Raw genomic sequence first — 26,511 nt, forward strand, 5'->3', positions numbered from 1 at the left:
CCGCGTGCTGGGTTTAAGGCCGCCTGATGAACCGAACCGCACATATCCTGATCGTCGAGGACGACCGCGAGATCGCGACGCTCGTCTCGCGCTTCCTCCGCAACAATGACTATCGCGTCAAGACCGTGGCGAACGGGCGCGAGATGGATGTCGCCCTGCGCGACGGCCGTTTCGACCTGATCGTGCTCGACCTGATGCTCCCGGGCGAGGACGGGTTGAGCCTGTGCCGGCGGCTGCGGGCGGACGGCGCAATGCCGATCATCATGCTCACGGCCAAGGCCGAGGAGATCGACCGCATCCTCGGCCTCGAAATGGGGGCCGACGACTATCTCGTGAAGCCGTTCAATCCGCGCGAATTGCTCGCCCGCATCCGCGCCGTGCTCAGGCGGGCCTCCGCCCAGAGCCAGCCTGAGATCGGCGAGAGCGTCTTCCTCAGCTTTGCCGGCTGGAAGCTCGACAAGGCGGTCCGGCGGCTGTTCAACCCTGCCGGGGAGCGCGTGGCGCTGACCGGGGCAGAGCTCGATCTGCTGCTTGCCTTCTGCGAGCGGCCGCGCCGGGTGCTTTCGCGCGACCAGTTGCTTGACCTCACGCAAGGCCGTGCGGCTGCGCCGTTCGAGCGCTCGATCGACGTGCTTGTCAGCCGCCTCAGGCAGAAGATGGAGAGCAATCCGCGCGAACCGGAGATGATTCAGACCATCCGATCGGGCGGCTATATGTTCTCGCCGGAGATCGAGGCGGGATGAAGCGTTTCCTGCTGCGCCTGCTACCGGCCCGGGCCGCCGCGCAAATCGCGGTCATCGTCGCCGGTTCGCTGATCCTCGCCAACATCGTCACGGCGGCCGTGCTGCTGACGTTGCTGCCGGCGGAGCTGCGTCGGGTTCCGCGCTTCTCCTATGTAACCGAACTGGTGTCGCTGGCCCAATTGCATGATGCGGCGACGACGCCGGAATTGAAGGCCGCCATCATCGAGGCAGCCACCAGGGCAAATCCGCGGTTGTCGCGGTTGGAGCCGGGGCAAGGAACGCCCCTGCGCAACCCGAACAGGCATGACGAGGCCCTGCTGGAATTGCTTGAGCAGGACCTTTCCGGCCTCGGACAGGCGCTGCTGCTTGAGAACGATGCTCAGCCCAGGCGGGAGCTGCCGCCGGCTGTGGCCTTGCGCTTCGCTGATGGAACCGGGTTGGTGATCGAGCCGCCCGCCATGACGCCGCCGCCGCGCGGCACGGCCTTCATTTTCTACATGATCACGATGGTGGCCTCGCTTGCCATGTTGATCGGGCTTTTGTCGCTCTGGGCGACGCGGGCGGTGGTCTCGCCGCTGTCGCAATTGGCTGCTGCCGCCGACCGCTTTGATCCTGATCGCGATGAGGCGGTCGCGCTCGATCATGGCCCTGTCGAGGTCAAGCGGCTCGCCGCCGCCTTCGGGGCGATGGCGGCGCGCATCCGCCGGCTCGTCGATGAGCGAACGCGGATGCTGGCGGCCGTCAGCCATGATCTGCGCACGCCGATCACGCGGCTGCGCTTGCGCACCGAGGAGATCGGCGATGACGACAAGCGCCGCGCCATCCTGGCCGATCTGGCGTTGATGGAGCGTATGGTCAGCGGGGCCTTGTCCTATCTGCGCGAGGGGCGCGCCTCGGGCAGCATGGTCGCGACCGATGTTCCGGCCTTGCTTCAGACGGTTTGCGATGATTTCGCCGATCTCGGGCATATCGTCGTCTATGAGGGGCCGATCCGCGCCTCGGCCTTGTGCGATGCTGATCAGATGACGCGCGCCGTCACCAACCTCGTCGACAATGCGATCAAGTTCGGCGGCAAGGCGGTGGTGCGGCTCGACGATGGTGAGGCCGAGAATGTCGCCATCGTGGTCGAGGATGATGGCCCGGGCATTGCCCCGGAGCATCGCGAGAAGGTGTTCGAGCCGTTCTATCGCGCCGATCGCGCCCGGACCCTGCGCGAGAGCAGCGGTTTCGGTCTGGGGCTCGCCATTGTCCGCGCCATTGCCGAGGCGCATCGCGGTGGTCTGACGCTGTCCGAGCGGCCGGGCGGCGGGCTCGTGGCGCGGATCGCCTGGCCACGGCGCTGGTGAGCCTGGCTGCCGCGGAACGTGCATTGGTTTTGCGCGTTCACTCCTCAACGAAGGCGTCTGGCACGTCTGAAAGAGGAGATTTCACATGGCGACCGTCAATCGGGCCAAGGAAAGCCTGCGCAAGGAACAGCAGGAGCAGAAGCAGGCCAGTCGCGGCAAGGGCCGGGATGCCGATCTGCATGAGGCGCTGAAGGGTACATTCCCGGCGAGCGATCCCGTCGCGTCGCAGACCGCGACCAAGCCTGGCGCGAAGAAGCGCACGCATTGAGGCGGTGTCAGGCCGCGGGAGACGGTAGGGCGATGGTCGCAATGACGGCGAGCCCTGTCACGGCCTTGAGCGATACGGCAATCCTGGCTTCGATCAGGAGTGCGTGCCCTGGCTCGATCCGGACAGGCTTCGCGTCGCAGCTGCCCGTGACGGCATTCTCCGGCGCGTAGATGACATGGCTTCCCGCGCCTAAAATGCCGTCCTGCCCCGTCGTTGCAACGATGAGGTCAATCTCGCAGAGCGCCCTGTCGGCGATCAGGTTCACCACTTCGACCGGGCCATTCTCGAGGCGGCTGATGATCGGCGTGCCGCCATCATAGCGGACGGGTTTGAAGGGGCTGCGCAGGTCGATCTCGCTTGCCGGCGTTTCGAGGCTTGCCTGCGTTTCGAGAACGAGGCCGCTCCCGGCGATGACGAGTTGCAGGCGCTCATAGCCGGCGAGATCGGAAAATGGCCCGGGCGCGACGATGCTGGTGCGGCCGAAGCGCCAGATCATGCCCTCCCAGCTGCCCGGCGCGGCACCCTCACGATAGGCGTCGGCGATGTCGATGGTGACACCGCCGCCATTCTTCCAAGGCGTACGCCGGAAACTCTCGGGCGGAAGCGGGGTGAAGCTCGCAGCGCTCATCGTGCAACCCTAGCTTTTGTTTTTACGCGCGTTCTTCACGCGAACGGGTGTCCGCTTCGCCCGAGAATGCTCTAGTTCTGTTAGATCTCACAGCCCCTTGTCGCTCTTGACTTTGATATAAAAAACGGTTCAGTCTGTTTTTAATATGTGAAAGCGGCCTCCACGATTGTGCAGGAGCGCCGCCGTCCCTCCATCTGAAGCAGCCCTCATCAGAAGGTGATATCGCATGAGTGCCGTGGCGGACTGGCCCCGCAGATTCGGGCGTATCGCATTCCGAGCTGCGGTGGTTGCCGCCTATGCACTGATTTTCGCTCCGGTCCTGCTCGTCGTCGTCACCAGCCTGTTCCCGGAAGAGATCGTCAGCTTCCCGCCCCATGGCCTCTCGCTGCGCTGGTATGTGAACGCCTGGGACAAGCGTGAATTCGCCCGCGGCTTCGTGACCAGCATCAAGGTCGCCTTGATCGCGACCGCCATCGGGGTGCCGCTCGGCACGGCAGCAGCCCTGGCGCTGGTGCGCTCCAACCTGCGGGGCAAGACCGCCATCAACAGCCTGTTGCTCGGCCCTCTCGCCATGCCGGGCGTGGTCGCCGGCGCCGCCCTCTATATGTTCTATCTGCGGATAGAGAACTGGGCCGACCAGGACGTCATCGCGACGCTGGGAGGATTGGTCGCCGCCCATGTGCTGCTCACAATTCCGTGGACCGTCCGCCTCGTAACCGCAAGCCTCCAGGGCGTCGATCGCGCGCCGGAAGAGGCCGCAGCCAATCTCGGCGCCAGGCCCTGGACGGTATTCTACCGTGTGACGTTGCCAAGCCTGCGCGCTGGCATCGTCGCGGCGGCCGTCTTCTCGTTCATCGCCAGCTTCGAGAACCTGGAGATCACGCTGCTGCTCGTCGGGCCCGGGCTCACCACGTTGCCGGTCGCGATGCTCAACTATCTCGAATTCCGCATGGACCCGACGCTTGCCGCCGTCGCGACCGTCCAGATGCTGCTGATTGGCGCGCTCATGCTGATCACCGATCGCTTCGTCAAATTGTCCCGTGTGCTGTGAGGGCCTGATCCACCGATGAGCAAGCTGACACTTCAGGCCCTCTGCAAGCGCTACAACGAAGCCACCGCCGTCGAGCGCGTCGATCTCACCGTCGCCCAAGGCGAGCTGGTCGCGCTGCTTGGACCCTCGGGCTGCGGCAAGACTACGACGCTGCGCATGGTAGCTGGCTTCGTGCAGCCGACCTCCGGCAAGGTCATCATTGGCCAGGAGAACGTCACTCACGCTCCGCCCTATGCGCGCGATACAGGCATGGTGTTCCAGTCCTACGCCCTGTTCCCGCATATGAGCGTGGCGCAGAACGTTTCCTTCGGCCTGGAAATGCGCAAGGTCGGCCGTGCCGAACGCGACGAGCGCGTCGCCGAGGCGCTGCGCATGGTGCGGCTCGACAAGCTGGCCGAGCGTCTGCCGCGCGAACTCTCCGGCGGCCAGCAGCAGCGTGTCGCGCTCGCCCGCGCCTTGGCGGTGAAGCCAGCTGTCTTCCTGCTCGACGAACCGCTCTCCAATCTCGACGCCAAGCTGCGCGCCGAAGTGCGCATCGAAATCCGCACGCTGCAGCAGCGGCTCGGCCTCACCACGCTGATCGTGACGCACGATCAGGAGGAGGCGCTGACCATGGCCGACCGCCTCGTCGTCATGGAGCGCGGCAGCGTGCGCCAGATCGGTACGGCCGAAGATCTTTACGAGCGCCCAGCCGATGCGTTCGTCGCGAGCTTCGTCGGTCGCTGCAACATCGTCGACGGCGAGGTCGCAGGCCCGGATCAGTTCCGCACCGACGCAGGCATTCTGCTGCCCTGCCGGGCAACCGATACGGCGCGAGGTACTTCCGTCTTCGCGCTCCGCCCGGAGCGGGTCGCCATCACACCTGGCGGATCTGATGGCATCCAGGCCCGCGTCTCGGCCGTCACCTATCTCGGAGCCCACACCGAATATCACTTCGATCTCGGCGGCTTATCGCTGCTCGCCGTCAAGGCAACCCCGAGCGATGCCGACCCGCTTCGCCGGCTTCGCCACGGCGATCAGGTCGCGCTCTCCTGGGATCGCGACGCCGCACGCACCCTGCCTTCCCAAGCCGAAACCTCAACCGGAGCCGAACCATGACGATCTCTCGCCGGTCAGCCTTGTCAGGCGGCATCGCCGCGCTTGCCTCGTTCGGTGTGGAACCGCTTCGCGCGCAATCCTCGCAAGCCATCATCGGCACCTGGGGCGGCGATTACGCCGAGCTTCTGCGCATGATGATCGACGATCCGATCCTCAAGCCGCAGGGCATCGATGTGTTGCAGGATGTCGCCAACGCTGATCCGCGCAAGACCAAGCTGATCGCTGAACGCCAGAATCGGCGCGGTGCCATGGACGTGGCCTGCCTGTCGGACACCGACATGTACACCATCGCCCAGCAAGGCGTTTTCGAGGAATTGCCGGCCGACAAGTTCAAGAACCTGCCGTCAATCCTGCCGAGCCTGCGCAAACCCTATTCGATCCCGCACATCTATTCTTTCCGGGTGATCCTCTACAATCCGAACCGGGTGTCCACACCGCCGCAATCTTATGCGGATCTCTGGGATCCGAAATGGCGCGGGCGGGTCGGCCTCTCCGACATTCTCTACATGGCCAATACGGAATCGGCGGCGCTCGCCGGCGGTGGAGGTGTCAGCGACTATGAGCCGGCGAAGAAGAAGCTCTTGGAATGGCGCTCGCTCGACGTGAAGGTCTATCCGTCCAACGAGGCGCTGGCCTCAGCGCTGAAATCGGAGGAAGTCTGGCTCACCGTCATGTGGATGGCGCGTGGCGTCATGTGGCAGAAGGCCGGCATTCCTCTGAAGCATGTTGTTCCATCGGAGGGCACGACCCCGACTGTGTTCGAGGCGGCCGTGCCGAAGAATGCGCGCAACAAGGAGAATGCCTGGCGCTATCTCGACACCATGCTGGACCCGCAGGCGCAGATCGGTTTCGCCGAGCGCATGGGTTTTGCACCAACCGTGACGACCGCCAAACTGCCGCCGGAGCTAGAGGCGCGCGTGAGCCTGCCGGAGGCCGATCGCGCCAAGCTGCTGAAGCCGGATTACGGCTATCTCATGCGCAGCCAGCCTCAGGTGCTCGATTTCTGGAACAAGCAGTTCAAGGTCTGAGCCATGGCGTTCCTGGTCCTGCCCGCGGGGTTGCTTGTCCTGGCGCTGCTTGCGGCGCCCATGGCGATCCTGTTTCGGATCTCACTCAATCGCTTCAGCCCTACGGAGCTGATGGTCCAGGCGTTGACGACCGACAATTACCTGCAGGCGTTTCAGGACCCCTATTACCAGAACGTCCTGATGACGACGCTCGGCATGGCCCTTCTCTGCACCGTGCTCGCGCTAATTCTAGGCTTTCCAGCGGCCTACTCGCTGGCGCGCATGGAAAGCCGCTGGAAAAGCGTCGTTACCATCCTGACCCTGTTTCCACTCGTCGTCGGCAATGTCGTGCGCTCGGCTGGCTGGTTCGCGCTCATCGGCAATGATGGCGCGATCAACGCGGCGCTTCGTGGCCTCGGCCTGATCTCGGAGCCGTTTCAGATGATGTACACGCCCGGCGCCGTCATCGCCGGCATCGTGGCTGTGGTCTTGCCCTACATGATCCTGACGCTATCGGCCGTGATCGAAGGCATCCCGCGCCAGACCGAGGAAGCAGCGGCCAATCTCGGCGCCCGCCCGCTCGTTACCTTCCGCCGCGTGGTCCTGCCGCTTGCCATGCCGGGCGTCGCGGCGGGCTCCGTGCTCGTCTTCATCTTGTGCATGAATGCCTATGCGACACCGGTTCTGCTTGGCGGCCCACAATTCAAGATGATGGCGCCCGCCGTCTACGACCAGTTCGTGCGCGGCAACAATTGGCCGTTCGGCGCGGCGCTCGCCTTTCTGCTGCTCGCGGTCACCATGATCCTGACCACCATAGGCAGCGTGCTGCTCGGCCGCCGTTACGCCCGGTGATCTCGCGCAGATCACCCGCCTCGCAACCGTGCTCGTTCGAATAACCTGGAGGAATAGAACATGGCCCATCTCGGCTCCGCCGTTCGCGACTACCGCTTCACCCTGATGCGCGACCTGATGGATCGCGAAGGCTATGACGCGCTTGCCTTCACGCAAGGGGATTTCTTCGAGTTCGCGACCAATTTCCATACCGACGTACAGCCTTGGGAGCGACCTATCCTCTGCGTGCTGCCACGCAACGGCGAGCCCTTCGCCCTCCTGAACGAGCTCTCCACCAATCATTGGCGCTTCAGCACCGAGGCGCAGCACCTGTGGGTGTCGGACGTGAGCTTCTACGCCGAACACCCACGCCTGTCGCAGCGCGTCCCGCTCGCCACCCAATGGGTCGAGGTCGTTGCGGACAAATTGAAAAGCGCAGGCCTGCACCGTTCGCGCATTGGCGTTGATGCCGGCGGCGGGCCGCTCGCCCGTGTCCCGGGCTTGCTGCCGCATCTGCGCCTGGAAACCGCCACCGGCGAATTCCGCAAGCTGCGCTTCGTCAAGCATGAGGATGAGATCGCATTGATGCGCGAGATCGCCGCGCTCTCCGATTGGGTGCAGGAGCGCTATCGCGAGAACATCCGGCCAGGTCGTCTCGTGCAGGAACTCGACATGTCGATGGCCGCCCTCATGGCGGAGGAATCGGCGCGCCGCTTTCCCGGCGAGAACCTGGAAATCCTGCGCTGCTGGACCCTGTCGGGGCCTGCGAGCTGTGCGCCGCATGGCGACGGACGCTCCTCTGGTGCGCGTATCGAGGAGGGCCATGGCCTCGTCAATATCGTCATCCCGCGCGTCAACGGCATGGTGGTCGAGAATGAGCGCACCTGGTTCTGCGGCAAGCCCTCCGAACGCCAGGTCAAGCTGTTTGAAGCCGCGCGTGTCGCCAATGAAGCCGCTTGCGAGGCGGCGATCACCGGTTCTCAGGTCTGCGCCATCGACGCTGCGGCGCAGGCTGTATTCGAGCGGGCTGGCGTGGCCGATCTCATCCTGCATCGCACCGGGCACGGCATGGGCCTGCTCGGCCATGAATTCCCGGAGGACATGGCGTTCAACACCCGACCGCTCCTGGAGCGCGAGGTCTATTCTGCCGAGCCGGGTCTCTACCAATGGGGTCTTGGCGGTTTCCGCCACGACGACACGGTGGTGGTCGGCACCAAGCCCGAGGTCTTGACCAAGGCCCCGAAGGATCTTGCCAGCCAGACCGTCAACTGAGTGGCCCCCCGCAGCGAAGGAACGCGACTATGACCTATCATGATCGGGCACAGGGTATTTCGACCATGCGCCGCCGCCTGGTCGGCGCTATCTTGCCGGCGGCGCTTGCTGCTGGCGCGGTCTTGTTCGGGCGTTCGGCGTCTGCGCAGACCAAGCCCCCGAGGGTAAAGGTCGCAACGGAGCTCGGCGATTTCGTCGTCGAGGTTTATCCTGATCGCGCACCGATCTCCGCCAACAACTTCCTCGCCTATGTCGATAAGGGCCTGCTCGACGGCCAGTCGGCCTACCGCATTGTGACGATCGCCAACCAGCCGGCTGACACAGCATACAAGATCGAGGTAATCCAGTTCGGCTGGCGCGGCGCGGAGGGACAAGAGCCACCCTTGCCGCGCATTGCTCACGAGACGACCGATGTGATTGGTCTCAAGCACCTGGATGGCACGCTCTCGATGGCGCGGCTCGCCACCGGGACTGCCAGCGCCGGCTTTTTCATCTGCATCGGCGACCAGCCGTCACTCGATTTCGGCGGCGGCAGGCATCCTGACAGGCAGGGTTTCGCCGCCTTCGGCAGGGTGATCGAGGGCATGGACGTCGTCCGTCACATCCATGCGACGCGCGCCGAGCCCGTCGACCGCCTTGCCAAGCCGATCGCGATCACTCGGGCAACCAGAATGCCTTCGTAATCTGCAGGCACGCAGGAAACCATAGTCCTTCTATCGCCACACCGATGCCTCTGCGAGTAATGAAGCGCTTGAAACCGGACGCGATGTGATGACGACTAGGAATGGTCCGCTTGTGAAGAGACGGACCCAGGCAGAGAAATCGGCTGAGATGCGCTTGCGCCTCTGCGAAGCCGCACTCGAAATGCTGTGCAAGGTCGGCTACGAGCGCTTGTCGATGAATGTCATCGTGGCCCAAGCTCGGGCTTCGCGCGGCGCGCAAACGCATCATTTTCCGACTAAGGTGGATTTGCTCGTTGGCGCTTTTGAGCATCTCCTGATGCGTTGGGAGAACAGCCACCGAGCGTTCCTCGCGGCCCAGCCACGTCCCATCGCACTCGATACCTATCTGCGCCATCTCTGGCTGAACGTCTTCAGCAAGCCGACCTATGTCGGCGCGGTCGAGCTCATGCTCGCGGCGCGTTCTGACGAAGTACTCCGCGAGCGCCTGCATGGCGTGCTGGCCGAATGGATGAAGTTCAGGAGTTCCATCTGGCAGCAGATCATCGGCTTGCCGAGCGCGACTTTGTCCAACGACACATTCCAGAGCCTCAATCTCTGCATGCTGCGTGGCATGGCGATCCATGCGAGTTTCAACGCCGACGATTCCGTGAACAACAAACTCCTGGAAGCCTGGATCGTGGTCGCGATCAAGGTCATTACGCCGGATCAGGCTCTCGCGCGCGAACTGGAACAGGCTGCTGAGCCACCTCGCTGAGCGATCCGGGGTGATGTTTGTGGACGGTCGGCCTTGAACTGAACCGCTCTGGCGTCACCTGAGGCCGCTTTAGTTCGAGTCATGCTCCGTGGCTCTCAAACGTCCCGGATGTAGGGCTCGGCGGATGCTGGCGCTCCATACTCGACCAAGTGCCTGTCACGGCTGATCCCGGAGCTGCGCTTTTGAGTCTGGCCGCACTGTTATCATTGTCTTTTTGTTTTGCGTCTCCGCACGCCTGGAGCCTTCACTCTCATAAGCCTTGAGTCTGCGGTCGAGATTTCTCAAGGAATGTGAGTTTCGGCCACCATCGCGCGATATGAATTTAAACCTATATCAAGCGTATGATTTTCCTTGCTAATCACGACTATCCAGGCCCGAATTTTGCGAGATTTGACATTAGCTCTCGTCGGCGAGCGGGTGCAGGTCGCGGACCATGCTTTTCAGCCGCTCATCGAGGACATGGGTGTAAATCTGGGTGGTGGCGATATCGGCATGGCCGAGCAGTTCCTGCACGACGCGCAGATCGGCGCCGTTCTGCAGGAGGTGGCTGGCGAAGGCGTGGCGCAGTACATGCGGGCTCAAGGCGGCGGGTGAAAGCCCTGCCGCCGCGGCGAGCGATTTGAGATCGCGGGCGAAGGCCTGGCGGGTCAGGTGCCCGCTTTCGCCATCGGAGGGAAAGAGCCAGCGGCTGTCGGCCCCGCCTGCCTGGCGCAGCGCCTCGAGAAAGACGAGCCCGGCCTCGCGCGCGGCCTCGTTCAATGGCACCAGCCGGTCCTTGTCGCCCTTGCCGCGCACCACCAGAAAGCGTTCGCGCGTGGTCGCAGCCGAGAGCGGCAATGCGATCAGTTCCGAGACGCGCAGGCCCGTGGCGTAGAGCAATTCGATCAGGCAGCGCATGCGCAGCGCCTTCTGGCGGGCGGGCTTCGACAAGCCGTCGCGCTCGCTCGCCAGGCGCGCCGTTTCGATCAGCCGGTCGACATCGGCGACGGAGAGCACTTTCGGCAAGGGACGGCCCTGCCTTGGGCCCTCAATTGCGGCCGAAGGATCGTCGGGCAAGAGCCCCTCGGTGTAGAGAAAGCGATGGAACTGGCGCACGGCCGAGAGCTTGCGCGCGGCCGAGGACGCCTTGAGCCCGCGCGCGGCGATGTCGCCGAGCCAGCCGCGGATATCGTCCGCCGCAAGATCGCCCAGCGCCTTGCCGCCGAGCCATTCCAGGTAGTCGTCGATGTCGCGCTCATAGGCTTCAAGCGTGTTGCGGGCCGCGCCGCGCTCGGCTGCCAGCATGTCGAGGAAGGCCTTCAGCCTTGCGCGCGCCTCGCGGCTCATCGCGGTTGCAGCTTGGCTGGCGGCACGATCTCGATGATCTCGCGCGGTTCGGGCTGGACGAAGGTCACCAGGGCGACCATGCCGCCAAAGACCAGGCCGCCGAGAATGGCGAGAAAGGCGATAAATCTGAACAGCGTCGGCACGGTGTGGCGACCCTCGAAGTTCTGGCCCGGAATCGGGACTGATCGGTTATTCCCGAAGCGGCCCGGAAGGCGCAAGGGCAGGCGCGAGACTGCGGGGAAGGCAAGGTTTCGTGAGGGCATGACGGCGCGTGATCGCTCATGCTAAACGGGCGTTGAGGAAATGCCAGAATGATGATTGTCGAGACGCTCGACCAACGAGATAGCAAGGGTCTACGTGTGGATCGCGAAGATTTGCGTGCGGCATTGGGCCTGCGCGCGATCGTGCTCGTCGGCATGATGGGCTCGGGCAAGAGCGCGGTCGGCCGAAGGCTGGCGACCCGGCTCGGTCTGCCCTTCGTCGATGCCGATACCGAGATCGAAACGGCGGCGGGCATGAGCATCCCCGAGATCTTCGCCCAACGCGGCGAAACCGAGTTCCGCGACGGCGAGCGGCGGGTGATCGGCCGCATCCTGACCACGCGCGCGCCGCTCGTGCTGGCGACGGGCGGTGGCGCCTATATGAATGCCGAAACGCGCGAGCGCATCGCCAAGCTCGGTATCTCGGTCTGGCTCAAGGCCGAGCCGGATGTGCTGATGCGCCGCGTCCGCAAGCGCTCGAACCGGCCGCTGCTGCAGACAGCCGACCCCGACGCGACGCTGCGCCGGATGCTGACCGAGCGCGAGCCGCTCTATGCACTGGCCGACCTCACCTTGATCTCGCGCGACGATCCCCTTGACGTCGTGGTCGAGGATGTCGTCGCGGTGCTCGGCCAGTATCTGCGGCAGCCGCCATTCGGGTCGCAAGAATCTTGTGGGTCGCAAGAGTCATGACTATTCCAGCTCAAGAAAATCCGGGCGGGCGGATCATCGTCCCGGTCGCGCTCGAAGGCCGGTCCTACGATATCCATATCGGCCGCCATCAACTTTGCGAGGCAGCGGCCCTGATCGCGCGGCTCGCGCCGGGCGCGAAGGCGGCGCTGGTGACGGACACGCATGTCGCGGAATTGCATGCCCCGGCCTTCGAGGCCTGCCTGCACCAGGAGGGGATCGCGGCGACCCGCATCGTGATCCCGCCGGGCGAAGCCTCGAAATCCTATGCCAGGCTGATCGAGCTCTGCGACGCGCTGCTGGCGGCCAAGATCGAGCGCCAGGATCTCGTCATCGCGCTCGGCGGCGGCGTCGTCGGCGATCTCACCGGCTTCGCGGCCGCGGTGCTGCGGCGTGGCGTGCGCTTCATCCAGATTCCGACGAGCCTCTTGGCCCAGGTCGATTCCTCCGTCGGCGGCAAGACCGGGATCAACTCCACACACGGCAAAAATCTGATCGGCGCCTTCCACCAGCCTGCACTGGTCATTGCCGACACCGCATTGCTCGACACGCTGAGCGAGCGCGAGTTCAAGGCCGGCTATGCCGAGGTGGTGAAATACGGGCTGATCGACGACGCCGGCTTCTTTGACTGGTGCGAGATCAATTGGAGCCGGATCATCAGCGGCGGGCCCGAGCGCGACTACGCGGTGGCGGTTGCTTGCCGGGCCAAGGCCGCGATCGTCGCGCGTGACGAGCGCGAGGAGGGCGACCGGGCGCTGCTCAATCTCGGCCATACCTTCGCGCATGCGCTGGAGCGGCTGACGAACTACGATTCGACGCGTCTCGTCCATGGCGAGGCGGTCGCGATCGGGCTTGCGCTCGCCTTCCGCTTCTCGCAGCGCCTGGGGCTGTGCTCGGGCCAGGACGCAGTCCGCGTCGCCCGCCATCTCGACCAGGTCGGGCTTCCGAGCCGGCTCCAGCAGGTGCCGGGCGGAGCGGGCCACGCCGACGAGATCGTGGCGGCGATGGCGCAGGACAAGAAGGTCAAGCGCGGCGCCATGACCTTTATCCTGGCGCATGGCATCGGCAAGAGCTTCATCGCGCCGGGCGTCGCGGCCGGGGAGGTCAAGGCGTTCATCGAGACGGAACTCGCGGTGAACGGCAAGGCAGCCTGAGCTGCCGGTTTAGCCAAGCTTGGCCAGCACCTGCGTGGCTTTGTAGCCCTCGGGCACACCATCGACCAACATGGTGACGCTCGTCGAATTCCGCGTCCTCAACGGCAGGATCTCCTGGTAGGCGGGTGAAGCGTACCAGCCGCGCACTGCCTCCATGTCGGGGAAAGCGATCATGACGAGATCGCCCGGCCATGGCCCTTCCACGACCTCCGGCGTCGCTCCATGAACCAGGAAGCGGCCGCCGAACGGGATGAGGGTCGCGTCGATCGCGCTGATGTAGCTCAAAATCTCCGGTCCGAGATCGACGTCTTGCAGATGGGCAATGGCGTAGGCGGTCATGGCGGTCTCTCTCGCGGGTGTCTGTTGCCGTGCTTCGCGGAGACCTTGGAGACATTCGGGGCGGAGGTCGATTACCTCTGGGGTGATGTCAGCGGCGCCCTTACGGGCTGAACACCAGCACTAAAAACACGAAGAACACCGCGAGATGCACCGCGCCCTCCAGCATCGTCGTGCGCGTGCCGGTGAAGGTCAGCGTCGAGAGCAGCAGCGTCATCGCCAGGATGACCATATTGGTTCCCGACAGGCCGAGCACGACCTCCTGTCCCGTCAACAGGCCGATCGCGAGCACGGCTGGCACGGTCAGGCCGAGCGTCGAGGCCGCCGCGCCGAGGCACAGATTGATCGCGCGCTGGAGCTGGTTGGCGCTGATCGCCCGCAGCGCCGCGATGCATTCCGGCGTGAACACCACCATGGCGATCAGGATACCGCCGAGCGCGACGGGAGCACCGAGCTTGATGATGCCGAAATCCAGCACCGCCGCCAGGCTCTTCGCCAGGATGACGATCGGCAGGATGTTGGCGAGCAGCAGGACGACATGCGTCGCGGTCGCGCCGCCTGGATCGTCATGGCCGTGGTCGTTCTCGCTGGGCTCGTCATCGCCGGACATGGCGGTACGAGGCAGCGGCGCCTGCTCGCGCGTAGGCTCCTGGAAAAAGGAGCGGTGGCGTCCGGTCTGGAGCACGAGGAAGGCGCCGTAGAGCGCGATGGTGAACAGCGAGAAAGAGACCGATTGCAACGTCGTCAGCGTGCCGTTGCTGGTCGATGTCGTGAAATTCGGCAGCACAAGCGGGATTACGGTCAGGGGAATGATCACCGCGAGATAAGAAGACGCGCCTTTCAGATTGTAGCTCTGCGCGAAATGGCGTCGGCCGCCCACCAGCAGGCCGATGCCGACCACACCGTTGAGCACGATCATCAGCACCGCGAACATGGTGTCGCGCCCCAGCGTCGGCGCGCCCTTGGCCCCAAGCATCACAGCCGAGATCAGCGCCACCTCGATGATCACGATCGAGAGCGTCAGGATCAGCGTCCCGAAAGGCTCGCCGAGCCGACCGGCCAGGATCTCCGCCTCGTGAACCACACCGAATGCCGCCCAGATGATGATCCCCAGCAGCCACAGGAAGATCGCTGCAGACGCCAGCGGCGTGCCGAGCTGACCGAGCAGGCCGCCTCCGAAGAGCAGGAAAGCGGCAACGGTTGCCCAGGCGCAGGCGAGGCGGAGGATCATGGTGTTCAAGGGGCCGTCCCGAAATGATTGGCTTGAAAAGGGCGTACGGAAACAGGCCGCCAGGGCAACCTGCCTCAGCTTACCGCATTAGGATGGCGTTTTGCTCGCCTGTTTGCCGCACCGAGAACGATGCAAGATCGAGGCGAGGCGTTCGCCTCAATCGAATGTTATCTTGGCCGCCAGCGGGCTCGTAGCCTCCTCCGCCAGTGTCGCGGGCTTATCGGTGACGAGATATTGTGCCCGCGCCAGCGCGGCGAAACGCCCGCCCTTGGCGACCAGTTCCTCGAAGGAGCCCATCTCGATGACCTGGCCCTGCTCAAAGACCAGGATGCGGTCGGCATTGCGGATGGTCGCGAGGCGGTGGGCGATGACGAAGGTGGTGCGGTCCTTCATCACCTCTTCCAGCGCCTTCTGCAGCTTGACCTCGGTCGCGGCGTCGAGTGCCGAGGTCGCCTCGTCGAGGATCAGGATCGGCGGGTTCTTGAGCAGGGCGCGCGCGATCGAGAGGCGCTGGCGCTCGCCGCCCGAGAGGGTCCGCCCGCGCTCGCCGACGAGGGTGTCGAGCCCGTCGGTCTGGCGCGCCATCACCTCGGTCGCCTGTGCGCGGTCAAGCGCCTCCATCATCTCGGCGTCGGTCGCGTCGGGCTTGCCGACGGTGAGGTTCTCGCGGATCGAGCGTGCAAACAGCATCGGCTCCTGGAAGACGACCCCAATATTGCGGCGCAGCGACAGAAGCGAGATGTCGCGGATGTCGAGACCGTCAACGGTGATGCGACCCGATTGCGGGTCGAAGGCCCGGTGCAGCAGGCCAAGCGTGGTCGATTTGCCCGAGCCGGTCGAGCCGACGATCGCGATGGTCTCGCCCGGCTTCACCGCAAAGGAGACATCCTGCACGGCGGCGCGCTTGCCGTCATAGGAGAAGGACACGTCCTCGAAGGCAACCGCGCCCGACAAGCGCCCGGCATCCTTGGCGCTGGGCAGGTCACGCACGGCGGGCAGCGTGTCCAGCACCTCGAAGAATTCGCGCATCTTCGGCGCCTGCATGAAGATGAAGTTCACGAAGGCGACGATCTGCTCGAGTCGGCCGACCAGCATGGTGGCGAAGCCCATGAAGGTGACGATCTCGCCGACGGTCGTGAGACCCTGCATCAGGAGCCAGGCGCCGACGACGAAGATCGCGAGCACGGTCAGCGTCGCCGAGGCCCGCGTCGCCACTGTCGCGATAGCCCACCAGGACAGGACCGGGAGCTGGGCTTCCAGCAGGCTCGCGATGGTCGAGCGCAAGCCGCGCACCTCGGCCTCGATGCGGGTGAAGCTCTGGATCACCGGCACATTGCCGAGCGCGTCCGAGGCGCGTTCAGCGAGGTTTGAGTGATAGGCCTCGACATTGCTCTGCAATTTGTCGGTCTTGCGCAGCACATAAGCGGTCAGCGCGCCGAAGAGCACGACGAGCGATATCAGCAGCAGCCCGAGCTGCCAGTTCTTCCACAGCGTGAAGGGCAGCAGGATGAAGAGCGCGACGAGGCTGGCGCAATGCTCGCGGAAGAAGGACAGCCACAGCGCCCACATGCCGCTGGTGCCGTCGAGCATCACCTTGAGCACGCGGCCGGAATGGGTCTGGGTGTGGTAGGCGAGCGGCAGCGTCAGCGCGTGCTCGAAATAGTTCGCCATCACGGCGAGCCGGCGGCGATGGGCGAGCCGGTCGGAATGCAGCGAGACGAAGACGCTGGCTGCGATGGTGAACAGGCCGAAGCCGACCCAGGCCAGGATCAAGGCGTTGAGATCGCTCCAGGCGAGATGCTGGCCGGCGCCCTGCACGACTGACAGCTTGTCGATCAGCGCGCCAAACAGCATCGGCTCGGCGAAAGCCGCCGCCGCGAGCAGGATATTGGCGAGCGCCAAGATCAGGCCGAGCCGCTTTTCGGGACCGAGCTCGCCAAGCACGCGAGTATAGATTGCAAACAGAGACATGCTCAGAGCTTTAACTGACGTGGAGATGTGAGCAAGGCCTCAACCTTAACGCTTCGTTCAATGGGCGCCTTCTAAGGTTTTTGCGCTGCAGAAGCGGGGCCGCTTCGCGCGGCGCGCATCGGCCGGATCGAGGTGGTTTCCATGGATATCGCAACTGGCGTCGGCATCCTTGCCGGTATCGCCACGATCTGCTCGCTGATCATCATCGATGGCGGCAACTTCGCTGCCTATTACGACAAGCACGCCATGATCATCATTTTCGGCGGCGCTACCGCCGCCACCATGGTGCGGTTCCCGTTCTCGGTGATCGCGCATGGCCTGCCGATGGGCCTGCGCTTTGCCTTCACCCTGCGCTCGGTCAATCCGCGCGAGCTGATCGAGGAGATCACCCGCGTCGCCGAGATCGCCCGCAAGAGCGGGCCGGTGGCTCTGGAAAGCGTCGTGGTTTCCGACACGTTCCTCGCGCAGGGGCTGCGCTATATCGCCGACGGCTACGACAAGGATTTCATCCGCGACACGATGGAGCGCGACCGCGACAACTTCCTGCAGCGGCTCGACGAAGGCTCGAAGGTCTATCGCGCCATCGGCGACTGCGCCCCGGCCTGGGGCATGGTCGGCACCATTATCGGCATGGTCTCGATGTTCGCCAATATGAGCGACCCGTCCAAGCTCGGCCCGGCGATGGCGACGGCCCTGCTCGCCACGCTCTACGGCGCGCTGGTCGCCAACATGATCACCCTGCCGATCGCCGACAAGCTGCATATCAAGCTCGAAGAGGAGGAAATCTCGCGCACGCTGATCATCGACGGCGTGCTCCAGATGCGCGACGCCAAGAGCGCGACGCTGGTGCGTGAGATGCTGCTCGCCTATCTGCCCGACCATCATCGGGCGGAGATGGCGGAAGCGGCGTGAACGGGACCTGAGCAGTGGCGAAGAAGAAGCGCGGAGCTCATGGCGGTCACGGCTGGTTCGTGACCTTCGCCGATCTGATGGCGCTTCTGATGGCGTTCTTCGTCATGGTCGCGGCCTATTCGAGCCAGGACAAGAACAAGATGCAGATCGTCGCGGGCTCGATGCGCGAGGCCTTCGGCACGCAAAAGGACATGCGGCTGGCCGGTATCGTCGAGGTCGACGGCATCCCGACCAAGACCCATATCAAGAACGCCTATATCCGGCCGCTGGAGGACGCCTCCGACACGACCGCGCCCAACCACAACAACCAGAAGGAAGACGGGCTGATCGCGGCGACGCATGATCGTGGTTTCGCGCTTGCCGCTGCCTCGCTGCGCCAGGCCTTGCGCGAGATGCCGGAGATCGCGGAAGTCTCGCGCAACATCCTGGTCGAGGTCTCGGAAGCCGGCATCGACATTCAACTGGTCGATCAGGACGGCCGCGCCATGTTCGCGGAAGGCTCGAGCCAGCCCAATGAACGGATGCGCAAGGTGCTCGCGGCGGTGGCGCCCTCATTGAGGCGCATGCCCAACAAGATCACGCTGACCGGCCATACCGCGACGCCGCGCCCGGGCCAGTCGCCGGAGGGCGATCCCTGGACGTTGTCGGTCGGCCGAGCCGCGGCCGTGCGCGAGATCCTGGCCAATGCTGGCGTGCCCAATGAGCGCTTCGCCTCGGTCACCGGCAAGGGCGATACCGACCCGCTGATCAAGGACAACCCTTACCTCGCCTTCAACCGCCGCGTCGGCATCGTGCTGAAGGCGGATGCGCCGCCCTTGCCGTTCGGGGCTAAGCCCTAACCCTCGTCGCATTCGGACGGCGCGTGGGCCATGATGCGGCGATGAAGCTCAACTGGCGGCTCGGTTGGATCGGTTGCCTGCTCCTGGTCGCGCTTGCCCCCGCTCGGGGCGGCGAGGCGCTGCCGGACGGCTTCATCCGCCTGCGCGAGATCGCTCCCGGGATACGCCAGGACATCCGCTACGCATCCGCCTTTAATTTCACCGGTGCAGCTGTCGCCGGCTATGGCCGTGCCGATTGCGTGCTGACCCGGGCGGCAGGGCAGGCCTTGATCCGCGTGGAGGCGCGGCTGGGCACGTCCGGCTATGCGCTGAAACTGTTCGATTGCTACCGGCCGGCGCGGGCGGTCCGGGCCTTTCTGGCCTGGGCGCAGGATGGGAAGGCGAGCGATTTCGGGCGGATCTTCCATCCCGATATTTCCAAGGACATGCTGGTCGCGCGCGGCTTCATCGCCTCGGTGTCGAGCCATTCGCGCGGTTCGACCGTCGATGTCGGCCTCGTCAGCCGCGTTGAGCCTGTCTTGCCGACGCCCGTGGGTGGTGGGCGTTGCGATGGTGCCCTCCAGCAGCGCCCGCAGGAAACGAGCCTCGATCTTGGGACGAGCTTCGACTGCTTTTCCGTAAGAAGCGCCGGCCGCGATCCGTCAGTCGGCGCGGACGCGCTCAGGCACAGGACGATCCTGCGGGACGCGATGAAGGCCGAGGGGTTTCGCGGCTATGGCCGCGAATGGTGGCATTTCACCCTGGCGAACGAGCCCTTTCCGAAAACGATCTTCGATTTCGCGATCGAATGACGAGAGCAGCCGGCTCTAGGCGCGCGCAATATCTCGTTCAGGGCGCGAGGATCAGCGCCCAGTAGACCTGATATTTCGAGCCCGGCGCATAGGCGGTCGCAATACCCATGCGGGTCGCGCCCGGTGTCTTCATGACGCGGTCGTGCTGGGGCGAATCGCGCCAGCCGGAGAAGGCTTCCGCCAGCCGGCGATAGCCGGCCGAGAGATTGGCTTCCGCCCCCTCCTGTCCGGCACGGGCGAGGCGCGCCTTCACGGCTTCCGCCTGGGCCGGCTTGTCGGCGGCCGCCATCGCGCTCGCCTCTTCCTGGGCCGCGGCGTTGAGGGCCGGGTCGAGCGTCAGCGCGTTCAGCCCGGCATTCATCCGATAGGCCGAGATCATGGCGCGCGCCTCGCCTGCGTCGACGCGGGCAAAGGCCGAGCCGAGATCGCGATAGAAGGCCGGCTGGCTGGCGCGGGGGGCTTCCGTACAGCCGGCGAGGTTCAGGACCGCGAGCGCGCCGGCGAGCAAGGCAGGACAGGTCACGGCGAGAGCTTTTCGCTCGCCGCGTGGGAAACAAAACATCGCATCATTCCTTGCTGTCGTCTTTCGCGAGATCCCTGGCCGGTTCGGGCGAGGGCTGCGGCTCCGGAGGGGCCTCCTCCGTGGATTCGTCTTCGATCTTGTGGTGCCGCGCGCGACGGGCCGGCGCTGCGGGCTTGGCCGGCTTGCGCGCCTCGAGCTCGCGCCCGACCGCCTTGGCGATGCCGGCGAGCGATTGCTCGATGCCTTCCAGTCCCTTGACCGCGAGTTCGGGGATTGGCGGCGCGACCTCCATCTCGGCCAGGCGCTTGTGGATGACATAGTTGAGGTCGCTGGTCACACGGCCGACGATATCGACCTCGGCGACGACGCAGACCAGGTCGAAATCCATCGTCGTGGTGCCGAGCTTCTTGAACAGCACGTTCGGCGGCGGCTTCTGCAGCACGTCGCCATGCGCGGTGGCGGCCTCCGACAGCATGGTGCGGACCTCGGTGGGGTCATAGCTGCGCGGTACCGAAATCGAGATCAGCACGCGCCCGGTCCGGTCGTTGCGGACCCGGTTGCGGACGACGCCCGAGATCAGGTTCGAATTGGGCACGATCACCGATGAGCGGTCGAAGGTCGCGATCTCGGTCGAGCGCACATTGATCTTCTTGACGATGCCTTCCGCGTCGCCGACGACGACCTGATCGCCGACGCGGATCGGCCGCTCCCAGAGCAGGATCAGGCCGGAGACGAAATTCGACACCACCGATTGCAGGCCGAAACCGATACCGACCGAGAGCGCGCTGGCGACCAAGGTCAACCGTTCGAGACTGAGGCCCAGCGACGAGAAGGCGAGCGCGACCGCCGCGGCGTAGCCGAGATAGCCGGCGGCGGTGGTGATCGAATTGCGCAGCCCGGTGTCGAGCTTCGTCGTCGGCAGGAATTTGCCGTCGAGCCAGCCCTGCATCGAGCGCGTCGCCATCAGGCCGAGCGCGAAGAGGAAGGCGGCGATGATGATCGAGGACAGCGAGACAGTGACGCCACCGACCTGGAAGCCGAAGAAGGCGGCGCGCAGCGAGGAGAAGAAGTCGGCCGACTCCAGACCCCAGGGCGCCAGCGCCAGCATGATCGTGATGATGATCAGGATCAGCTTGAGAAGACCGGTGCCGACCACCGCGATCTTCTGCAGCGTCGCCTCGCGAATGCCGATGCCGGCCTTCAGCGTCAGGGCGAAGCGGCCCTTGCCGGTCAGCGCCCGGGCGATGCCGAGTTCGAGGAACTGATAGATCAACACGAACAGGCAGGCGAGGATGCCGATCCAGAGCACCTGCTCGGTCAGGAAGGTCGCGAAGACGACATAGCCGCTGAGTGCCGCCAGCACGATGACGAGACCGACGGCCCAGCCGAATATCCTGACCGGGCCGAGGCTGGCGCCATCGACAGGGACATAGGGGCCCAGGCAGGCCTCTTCCTCGACTTCGTCTTCGTCGCGTAGCTGGTACAGGCCCGCGATCAGGGTCAGCGCGAAGATGATGGCAAGAGCGCCCTTGATCAGGATCGAGACCGCAAGCCCGGCCGCGATCGCCTGCAGCCAGGCTTCCAAAACCTTGCCGATCGACAGCACAAGCGCGAGTGACCCGGCGAGCCAGACCACGATGCGCGCGGTTGAATCCATGACGCTGACGAGGCGTCGCTGCGGCTTGCCCGGCGCGAACAGCGCGTCCGACAGAGCCTGGACGAACGCGAAGATGGCCAATCCGATGACGGCAGCCCAGACCACGGGCTGGATGCGCGGCGGCAAGAGGCCGGCGGTGTTGAGCGCTGAATAGATCAGCCAGCTCGCTATGGCCGGCGGCGCGGCGCCCGCGACGATATGGGCGAAGGCAACATAGAGACAGTGCAGGTTGCTGTAGCCTTCCCTGCTGTCGATGCGCGCGGTGAAGCGTGGCATGTAGCGGGCGCGGATGACGTAAAGCAGGATCGCGCCGATAAAGGCGGCGACGATAAACAAGCCGCGCAGGCCAGACAGTGCATCGCCGAAGACCGAGAGCCAGCCGCCGAAGATGTAGCCGGAGGCGCGCATGTCCTCGGGGAAGGTCGAGAGCGCATTGGCCCAGACATCAGGGCTGAGGATCGACGGGCCTGGTGCGAAAAGCGCCTTGGCGAAGAGGTCGCGACGCTTGTCGCTGATATTGGTCTGGAGCTGCTCGGCCTGGAGCTGCGCCGCGCGGGCGATTTTCATCGTCTCGTCGGCGTCGGCGAAGGCCTTGGTGCGGGCGTCGCGCTCGCGCGTGACCTCGGCGCTTTCGGGCGGCGCGTTGGTGTCGGGCTTCGCGCCGAGCTGGTCGAGCCGCAACTTGGCCTGATCGACGCGAGGACCCTGTTCCTCCACGAGCTCGCGCAATTGCTCCAGAAGCGGCTGCAAGCGCAGCCTCTGGCGTTGCAGCTCGGCATCGCTTGAGCTTGGAGTCGTGAGCGTCGTCTCGATCTGGCTCAATTCGATGCGCGCGGCGTCGAGCCGCGCGCGGCCCGGATTCGGCTCGGCGGTCTGGGCGAAGCCCTGAAGCGAGCCGAGGATGAGGGCAAACAGCGCAGCCGCCAGCAAGGTCGTGAGCGTGCGCCCGGCAGATGCGGCGCGGCCATGGTCTTGGGTGGGAGAGGGGGCTTGCCCCGCCTGCGCAGGCATTCCGGTCGCGCCTCGCTGAGACTGATTCGCTTGGAGGCCAACCCTCGCCTTGCGAGCGTCTTCAAGGCAAGGAGCCGAGGAAAAATGCGTGATGGCCGGCAATGGGAGAACCTTGTTGCGCGAATGGGGCTGTTGGCGAAGAAAACATCACATTGCCGTGATGCCTGCAGCCAGCGAGTTTATGGCTCGCGGCCGTCATTGACGACAAACAGGACATGAAGATGGCGCCGAAGCGGGAAATCCGGCGCGTTTCGGCATTTGGTTGAGCCAAAACGCATTTCGCCGGGCATCTGCAGCGCTGCCATTGCCGCGAAGATGGGTTCTGGCGTACTGCGCCTGGACGAGATGCCGGCGGTCGAGACGGTGATCATGCCGTCCGGCGGCTTCTGGGGCGGCGTTGGCGAGCCGACGATCGCGGCCGCGGCCATCCTAAATGCCATCTTTGCGGCGACCGGCAAGCGCATCCGCGACCTGCCATTGAAGAACGCCGATCTGCGCAAGGCGCGAGTCATGATCCGCACCGGCGTGCTGCACCGACGCCTGCGGGGGCCGCTCGCTTGGCGTGCGCGCGACGAAGTTTCGACTCCAGCTCGCCGGAATACCTTGTGCTGGAGCTTTTCCTTGCCGGGCGGGCCAGGGGCCTGCCCGTGGAGACGCCCGGGATCAGGCGATTCTGTCCTCAGCGCGGTCGCTGGACGCAGCGACGCGAGCGCGATGAGCCGGACGTCGCCGAAGCCAGCGAGTCGCGGGTTTTCTGCTGTCTTGCCCCGGTCACCTCGCGGACCTGTCCCTGCGGGCAGCGTCCGTCATCGACCAGAACCACCTCGCCGGCCTTGAGCTGGCCGGCTGGCGGTTCCGTGCGCAGCACCTGCTGGGACATCGCCGGCACGGAGAGAACGACGCTGCCCAGCATTGCGGCCATTACCAGCGACCATCGCATCGCAAACCTCATCGCGCCCGCTGCGCCTGGAGAGGCGCGATACCGCGTCACGACACGACCTTAGCCCGGCCCCGCGCTCCACGCACCTCCCGGATATGTCAGGTCTTGTCCTTCCGTTTCGGCTTGGCGCGATTCCGGTAGCTCGCATTGCCGAGCCCGGTGCCGATCGTCAGCACGGCCCAGTGCTCGACATCCTGCATCCCCGGCATTTCGCTCAGGCCCTGGATGACGGCGTCGTTGTGCATCACGATCTGTGTTTCATGCTCGCCGATCTCGGGCACCATCTCGCGGATGCGGTCGACGAGGTTGAAGCGGCTGCTCTCCCAATTGCCAGGCAGGTTCTGCGCGCCGCGGTCGATCGATCCGTCGGGCTCGATCAGGCCGGGGCAGCCGAGGCCGATGAAGGGTGCTACGCGCAGGCCCGCTTTCAGGGCCTGCCGGATCTGGCCGTTCAGCATCTTGCCGAGGCGCTTGATCGCGGCGTCGCGGCTGGGTTCCTCGTCGATATGGCGCCAGAGCTCCGATTCCCAGACACGGGCCTTGCTCAGGTCGGGCGCCTTGTCCTGGCGCAGCTCGACGATGCCGGCGCGGATGTTCGAGCCGCCGATATCGACCGCGACGAGGCTGTCATAGGCCCCGAAGATCCATGACGGCGCGAGATGGGCGCTGCCGACGAGCCCTGCCTCGTCGGGATGATGGCGGATCGGCCTCAGGTCGATCTCGCGGCCCTCGGTGCGGAGGAGGATGCCGGCGCGGCCGATGGCGAGTTCGCCGATCCGGCTTTCGCGAAAGCCGCCGCCGATGGCGATGCGTTCGACGGGCGCCCAGGATTTGAGCTTGATGAAGCGGCGGATGACGAAGGCGAGCGACTGGGCGAAACTTTCGATCGCACTCAGCACAAGCGCGGCCTCATGCGGTTCGCCCTTGAGCAACAACTCGTCCAGCTCCTTCTTGCTGATCGCGGCTGTGTCGCCGGCGAGCGGATCGTCGCCGGTCTTGCGCAAATGCCGGCGCAGCGCATCGAGGTGGTCGACGAAGGCGCCGCGGCTCGCCTTGTCGCCGATGAAGCCGTCCTGATCGCGGATTTCGAGATTGTAGCTGGTCAGATGGACGGAAGGCAGTTCCGCCGAGCCATGGGTCCCGTGAGTGTTCGTCGTGTCGGCCGTGGCGGCGCCCATGCGAAGGTTCCTCGTCTTGTGGTTCAGTTTGGCAACCCAGGACGGCTCGCTGGGTTCCCCGGGCGGGCTCGATCGGAGACGTCCTTGCATGTCCCGCATGAGCGCAGGGCGCTTGACCGGCCGCGCCGATATCCGCTCCATGGCGGCAAGGTGACTGAGAGACGATGCGGGAACGATCCTCGCAGCGCGGATCATCCTGGCTTGGGGGCGACGACGATGGAATTCCTGATCCGCGCGATCGTGATCGGCGCCGGCGCCACCTTGCTGCTCGATATCTGGGCGCAATTGCTGCAACGCGTCGCCGGCTGGCCCGCGCCGAACTGGGCGATGCCGGGACGCTGGTTCGCGCATCTGCTGCGCGGACAGTTCGCGCATGAGGATATCGGGCGGGCGCAGCCTGTCGCAAACGAACTCGCGATCGGCTGGGCGTTCCACTACGCCGTCGGCATCCTCTTTGCCGCCGTTCTCCTGGCGCTGTGGGGGCTCGGCTGGTCGCGCAGCCCGACTTTCGGTCCCGCCCTGATCGTTGGTCTCGTCACGGTCGGCTGCGGCTGGTTCATCCTGCAGCCGGGCATGGGGGCGGGCATCGCCGCCTCCAGGAAGCCCAATGCCTGGACGATCCGGGCGCTGAACATCGTCGGCCACATCGTCTTCGCGATCGGGCTTTACGGTACGGCGCTGCTGACCCGCTGAGCGACGGCCTCCTGGCAGGTCAATCCAGGCGGCAGATCAATCCAACGGGCAGATCAATCCGGCTGGCAGGTCAATCCAGGATGCGCGTTTCGTAGCTGTAGAGCCGGCGGAAACCGAGGCGGTCATAGAGGCCGATCGCGACCTCATTGGTCTGGTCCACCTGGAGATAGGCGCTGCTGCAGTCCATGAGGCGCGCCCAGGACATCAGCCCGGAGACGATGCGCCGGCCCAGACCATGGCCGCGATGGTTGGCGTCGACCACGATCGTGCCGATCTCGGCCATGCCGCGCTCGGCGACGCTCATGCCGTAGGCGACGGGCTCGCCGGCGATCAGCAGGGTCGCGAAGGCGGCCGGCATCCTGATCTTCTCGACGATGGCGGCGAGGTTGCCGGCATGGGTCTTCACGCCGCTCTGGCGTGCGGCGACGCCGGCGATCCAGTCCGCGCCCGGGCGCGCCTCGATCTGGAGCTCGGGGTCGATCTCGGGCGCGACGCCGTCGAGTTTTGCGATCATGCCGAAGGATGCATCCTTGAGGCGATAGCCGCGCGCGATCACCTCGGCGCGCGTCGCCTTGCCGGTCAGTGGCGTCAGGCGCACCGAGGGCGGCAATCCGTCGGCCCGGTAGAGCGCCTCGATCATGGCGAGCGTCGCCTCGTCGAGCTCTGCGCCGGGCTTCAGCGACGTGGCGGCGTTGGCCCGGCCGGAATAGCCATTGGCGAAGCGCACGACCCAGTCGTCGATCAGCAGGGTCGCGGGCGCGGGCCAGGCATTGACGATGCGCCGCTCGCATTCGAGCGCCAGCGCGAGGTCGTCGGCATCGTCGGATATCATCAGGCTCCCCAGGGCTTGCGCGGCGTTGGACGCCAGTCCGGCGGCGCCATCTCGAAACCGGAAAAGGCGAAGCCGGGCGCGACGGTGCAGCCGACCAGCGTCCAGGCGCCGAGCGAGGTGGCGCTCTGCCAGGTGCCCGCCGGCACCACGAATTGCGGCCGCTGTCCGGCTCCCAGATCGGGACCGAGATGATGCGCCGAAGCGTCATGGCCATTGGGCGAGATGCTGATCACCAGCGGCGCGCCGGCATAATGATGCCAGATCTCGGCGGCATCGACCCGGTGCCATTCCGAGGTCTCGCCGGTGTCGAGCAGGTAGTAGATCGCGGTGGAAAAGCCGCGCCCTTCCGGACCGGCCTCGTCGCGGAAGGTCTCGCGGTAATGGCCGCCTTCCGGATGGGGCTTGAGGTCGAGCAGGCGGATGACCTCGGCCGCGCCGAGGCCGTCGAGCGAGGAATTGCCGTCGAGCGAGGAATTCATGCCGGCT

29 protein-coding genes are annotated in these 26,511 nt (G+C 65.3%); 16 read left to right on the plus strand and 13 right to left on the minus strand.

The genetic code is table 11. The annotated features are described in order from the left end of the window. The first annotated feature begins 26 nt into the window (after positions 1–26). From RMR04_RS02470 to RMR04_RS02480, 3 genes are all read left to right on the plus strand, one after another. Positions 27–743: a response regulator gene (locus tag RMR04_RS02470; protein WP_311912781.1), complete on the plus strand. Its 717-nt coding sequence runs from the start codon at positions 27–29 to the stop codon at positions 741–743. After that, positions 740–2,089, plus strand: coding sequence for a sensor histidine kinase (locus RMR04_RS02475; protein ID WP_311912782.1), 1,350 nt, complete (start codon positions 740–742; stop codon positions 2,087–2,089). Before RMR04_RS02470 ends, RMR04_RS02475 begins: the two co-directional genes overlap by 4 nt. Before the next feature lie 85 nt (positions 2,090–2,174). Further along, on the plus strand, positions 2,175–2,357 hold the full coding sequence (locus RMR04_RS02480) for a hypothetical protein (RefSeq protein WP_311912783.1): 183 nt from the start codon (positions 2,175–2,177) through the stop codon (positions 2,355–2,357). A gap of 7 nt (positions 2,358–2,364) precedes the next feature. Here the strand turns inward: RMR04_RS02480 and RMR04_RS02485 are convergent, their stop codons facing one another. Beyond that, positions 2,365–2,985 (minus strand): HutD/Ves family protein, encoded by a 621-nt coding sequence (locus RMR04_RS02485; RefSeq protein WP_311912784.1) that lies wholly within the window; start codon positions 2,983–2,985, stop codon positions 2,365–2,367. A gap of 226 nt (positions 2,986–3,211) precedes the next feature. Here RMR04_RS02485 and RMR04_RS02490 point away from each other — a divergent pair, with 226 nt between their 5' ends. From RMR04_RS02490 to RMR04_RS02520, 7 genes are all read left to right on the plus strand, one after another. After that, positions 3,212–4,036: an ABC transporter permease gene (locus tag RMR04_RS02490; RefSeq protein ID WP_311912785.1), complete on the plus strand. Its 825-nt coding sequence runs from the start codon at positions 3,212–3,214 to the stop codon at positions 4,034–4,036. A gap of 15 nt (positions 4,037–4,051) precedes the next feature. Continuing rightward, a complete protein-coding gene (locus tag RMR04_RS02495) occupies positions 4,052–5,134 on the plus strand; it encodes an ABC transporter ATP-binding protein (RefSeq protein ID WP_311912787.1) in 1,083 nt (360 codons plus the stop codon). Beyond that, on the plus strand, positions 5,131–6,162 hold the full coding sequence (locus tag RMR04_RS02500) for an extracellular solute-binding protein (protein ID WP_311912788.1): 1,032 nt from the start codon (positions 5,131–5,133) through the stop codon (positions 6,160–6,162). Before RMR04_RS02495 ends, RMR04_RS02500 begins: the two co-directional genes overlap by 4 nt. A gap of 3 nt (positions 6,163–6,165) precedes the next feature. After that, positions 6,166–6,993 (plus strand): ABC transporter permease, encoded by an 828-nt coding sequence (locus tag RMR04_RS02505; protein WP_311912789.1) that lies wholly within the window; start codon positions 6,166–6,168, stop codon positions 6,991–6,993. A 60-nt stretch (positions 6,994–7,053) separates the two neighbouring features. Beyond that, positions 7,054–8,244 carry a M24 family metallopeptidase gene (locus RMR04_RS02510; RefSeq protein ID WP_311912790.1) on the plus strand — a complete coding sequence of 397 codons (1,191 nt, stop codon included), beginning with the start codon at positions 7,054–7,056 and terminating at the stop codon, positions 8,242–8,244. 29 nt (positions 8,245–8,273) lie between these two features. Further along, entirely contained in the window at positions 8,274–8,927 is a 654-nt protein-coding gene (locus RMR04_RS02515; protein ID WP_311912791.1) for a peptidylprolyl isomerase, read from the plus strand. Between the two features lie 148 nt (positions 8,928–9,075). Then, positions 9,076–9,681 carry a TetR/AcrR family transcriptional regulator gene (locus tag RMR04_RS02520; protein WP_311912792.1) on the plus strand — a complete coding sequence of 202 codons (606 nt, stop codon included), beginning with the start codon at positions 9,076–9,078 and terminating at the stop codon, positions 9,679–9,681. A gap of 396 nt (positions 9,682–10,077) precedes the next feature. Here RMR04_RS02520 and RMR04_RS02525 read toward each other — a convergent pair whose 3' ends face one another. Together RMR04_RS02525 and RMR04_RS32060 are read right to left on the minus strand one after the other, a co-directional pair. Next, entirely contained in the window at positions 10,078–11,007 is a 930-nt protein-coding gene (locus RMR04_RS02525; protein ID WP_311912793.1) for a site-specific tyrosine recombinase XerD, read from the minus strand. Continuing rightward, positions 11,004–11,270 carry a hypothetical protein gene (locus tag RMR04_RS32060; RefSeq protein WP_410492189.1) on the minus strand — a complete coding sequence of 89 codons (267 nt, stop codon included), beginning with the start codon at positions 11,268–11,270 and terminating at the stop codon, positions 11,004–11,006. Before RMR04_RS32060 ends, RMR04_RS02525 begins: the two co-directional genes overlap by 4 nt. A 153-nt stretch (positions 11,271–11,423) precedes the next feature. On the opposite strand from RMR04_RS32060, the gene RMR04_RS02535 reads away from it, so the two are divergent. Beyond that, positions 11,424–11,960 (plus strand): shikimate kinase, encoded by a 537-nt coding sequence (locus RMR04_RS02535; protein ID WP_311916033.1) that lies wholly within the window; start codon positions 11,424–11,426, stop codon positions 11,958–11,960. Next, positions 11,957–13,111, plus strand: a complete 1,155-nt coding sequence (aroB, locus tag RMR04_RS02540) for a 3-dehydroquinate synthase (RefSeq protein ID WP_311912794.1) — start codon at positions 11,957–11,959, stop codon at positions 13,109–13,111. Before RMR04_RS02535 ends, aroB begins: the two co-directional genes overlap by 4 nt. Positions 13,112–13,120: 9 nt before the next feature. On the opposite strand, the gene RMR04_RS02545 is transcribed toward aroB, so the two are convergent. The 3 genes from RMR04_RS02545 to RMR04_RS02555 all read right to left on the minus strand — a co-directional run bounded on the left by RMR04_RS02545 (position 13,121) and on the right by RMR04_RS02555 (position 16,649). Next, positions 13,121–13,450, minus strand: coding sequence for a DUF1330 domain-containing protein (locus RMR04_RS02545; protein WP_311912795.1), 330 nt, complete (start codon positions 13,448–13,450; stop codon positions 13,121–13,123). A 100-nt stretch (positions 13,451–13,550) separates the two neighbouring features. Next, complete coding sequence (locus RMR04_RS02550; RefSeq protein WP_311916035.1) at positions 13,551–14,678, minus strand: calcium:cation antiporter; 1,128 nt, start codon at positions 14,676–14,678, stop codon at positions 13,551–13,553. A gap of 156 nt (positions 14,679–14,834) precedes the next feature. Beyond that, entirely contained in the window at positions 14,835–16,649 is a 1,815-nt protein-coding gene (locus RMR04_RS02555) for a glucan ABC transporter ATP-binding protein/ permease (protein WP_311912796.1), read from the minus strand. A gap of 141 nt (positions 16,650–16,790) precedes the next feature. Here RMR04_RS02555 and RMR04_RS02560 point away from each other — a divergent pair, with 141 nt between their 5' ends. From RMR04_RS02560 to RMR04_RS02570, 3 genes are read left to right on the plus strand one after another with little or no spacing between them, the layout of a single operon-like run. Continuing rightward, on the plus strand, positions 16,791–17,561 hold the full coding sequence (locus RMR04_RS02560; protein WP_311912797.1) for a motility protein A: 771 nt from the start codon (positions 16,791–16,793) through the stop codon (positions 17,559–17,561). A gap of 14 nt (positions 17,562–17,575) precedes the next feature. Continuing rightward, the gene (locus RMR04_RS02565) at positions 17,576–18,400 is read left to right on the plus strand and encodes an OmpA/MotB family protein (protein ID WP_311912798.1); all 825 of its coding nucleotides are present in this window, start codon (positions 17,576–17,578) and stop codon (positions 18,398–18,400) included. A 41-nt stretch (positions 18,401–18,441) separates the two neighbouring features. Further along, a complete protein-coding gene (locus RMR04_RS02570; RefSeq protein WP_311912799.1) occupies positions 18,442–19,191 on the plus strand; it encodes a M15 family metallopeptidase in 750 nt (249 codons plus the stop codon). A gap of 37 nt (positions 19,192–19,228) precedes the next feature. Here the strand turns inward: RMR04_RS02570 and RMR04_RS02575 are convergent, their stop codons facing one another. The 5 genes from RMR04_RS02575 to RMR04_RS02595 all read right to left on the minus strand — a co-directional run bounded on the left by RMR04_RS02575 (position 19,229) and on the right by RMR04_RS02595 (position 24,500). Further along, positions 19,229–19,753 (minus strand): CAP domain-containing protein, encoded by a 525-nt coding sequence (locus RMR04_RS02575; RefSeq protein WP_410492190.1) that lies wholly within the window; start codon positions 19,751–19,753, stop codon positions 19,229–19,231. A gap of 4 nt (positions 19,754–19,757) precedes the next feature. Next, the gene (locus tag RMR04_RS02580) at positions 19,758–22,382 is read right to left on the minus strand and encodes a DUF3772 domain-containing protein (protein ID WP_311912801.1); all 2,625 of its coding nucleotides are present in this window, start codon (positions 22,380–22,382) and stop codon (positions 19,758–19,760) included. A 179-nt stretch (positions 22,383–22,561) separates the two neighbouring features. Then, entirely contained in the window at positions 22,562–22,810 is a 249-nt protein-coding gene (locus tag RMR04_RS02585; RefSeq protein WP_311916075.1) for a hypothetical protein, read from the minus strand. A gap of 251 nt (positions 22,811–23,061) precedes the next feature. Continuing rightward, entirely contained in the window at positions 23,062–23,322 is a 261-nt protein-coding gene (locus tag RMR04_RS02590) for a DUF6719 family protein (protein ID WP_311912802.1), read from the minus strand. A 98-nt stretch (positions 23,323–23,420) separates the two neighbouring features. Beyond that, entirely contained in the window at positions 23,421–24,500 is a 1,080-nt protein-coding gene (locus RMR04_RS02595) for an ROK family protein (RefSeq protein ID WP_311912803.1), read from the minus strand. Between the two features lie 216 nt (positions 24,501–24,716). On the opposite strand from RMR04_RS02595, the gene RMR04_RS02600 reads away from it, so the two are divergent. Further along, complete coding sequence (locus tag RMR04_RS02600) at positions 24,717–25,193, plus strand: DUF2938 domain-containing protein (RefSeq protein WP_311912804.1); 477 nt, start codon at positions 24,717–24,719, stop codon at positions 25,191–25,193. 70 nt (positions 25,194–25,263) lie between these two features. Here RMR04_RS02600 and RMR04_RS02605 read toward each other — a convergent pair whose 3' ends face one another. After that, positions 25,264–26,025: a GNAT family N-acetyltransferase gene (locus RMR04_RS02605; protein WP_311912805.1), complete on the minus strand. Its 762-nt coding sequence runs from the start codon at positions 26,023–26,025 to the stop codon at positions 25,264–25,266. Then, complete coding sequence (locus RMR04_RS02610; protein ID WP_311912806.1) at positions 26,025–26,504, minus strand: cupin domain-containing protein; 480 nt, start codon at positions 26,502–26,504, stop codon at positions 26,025–26,027. The genes RMR04_RS02605 and RMR04_RS02610 overlap by 1 nt, the downstream gene beginning before the upstream one ends. Positions 26,505–26,511 lie beyond the last annotated feature (7 nt).

This window comes from Bosea sp. 685 (assembly GCF_031884435.1).
Taxonomy (GTDB): Bacteria; Pseudomonadota; Alphaproteobacteria; order Rhizobiales; family Beijerinckiaceae; genus Allobosea.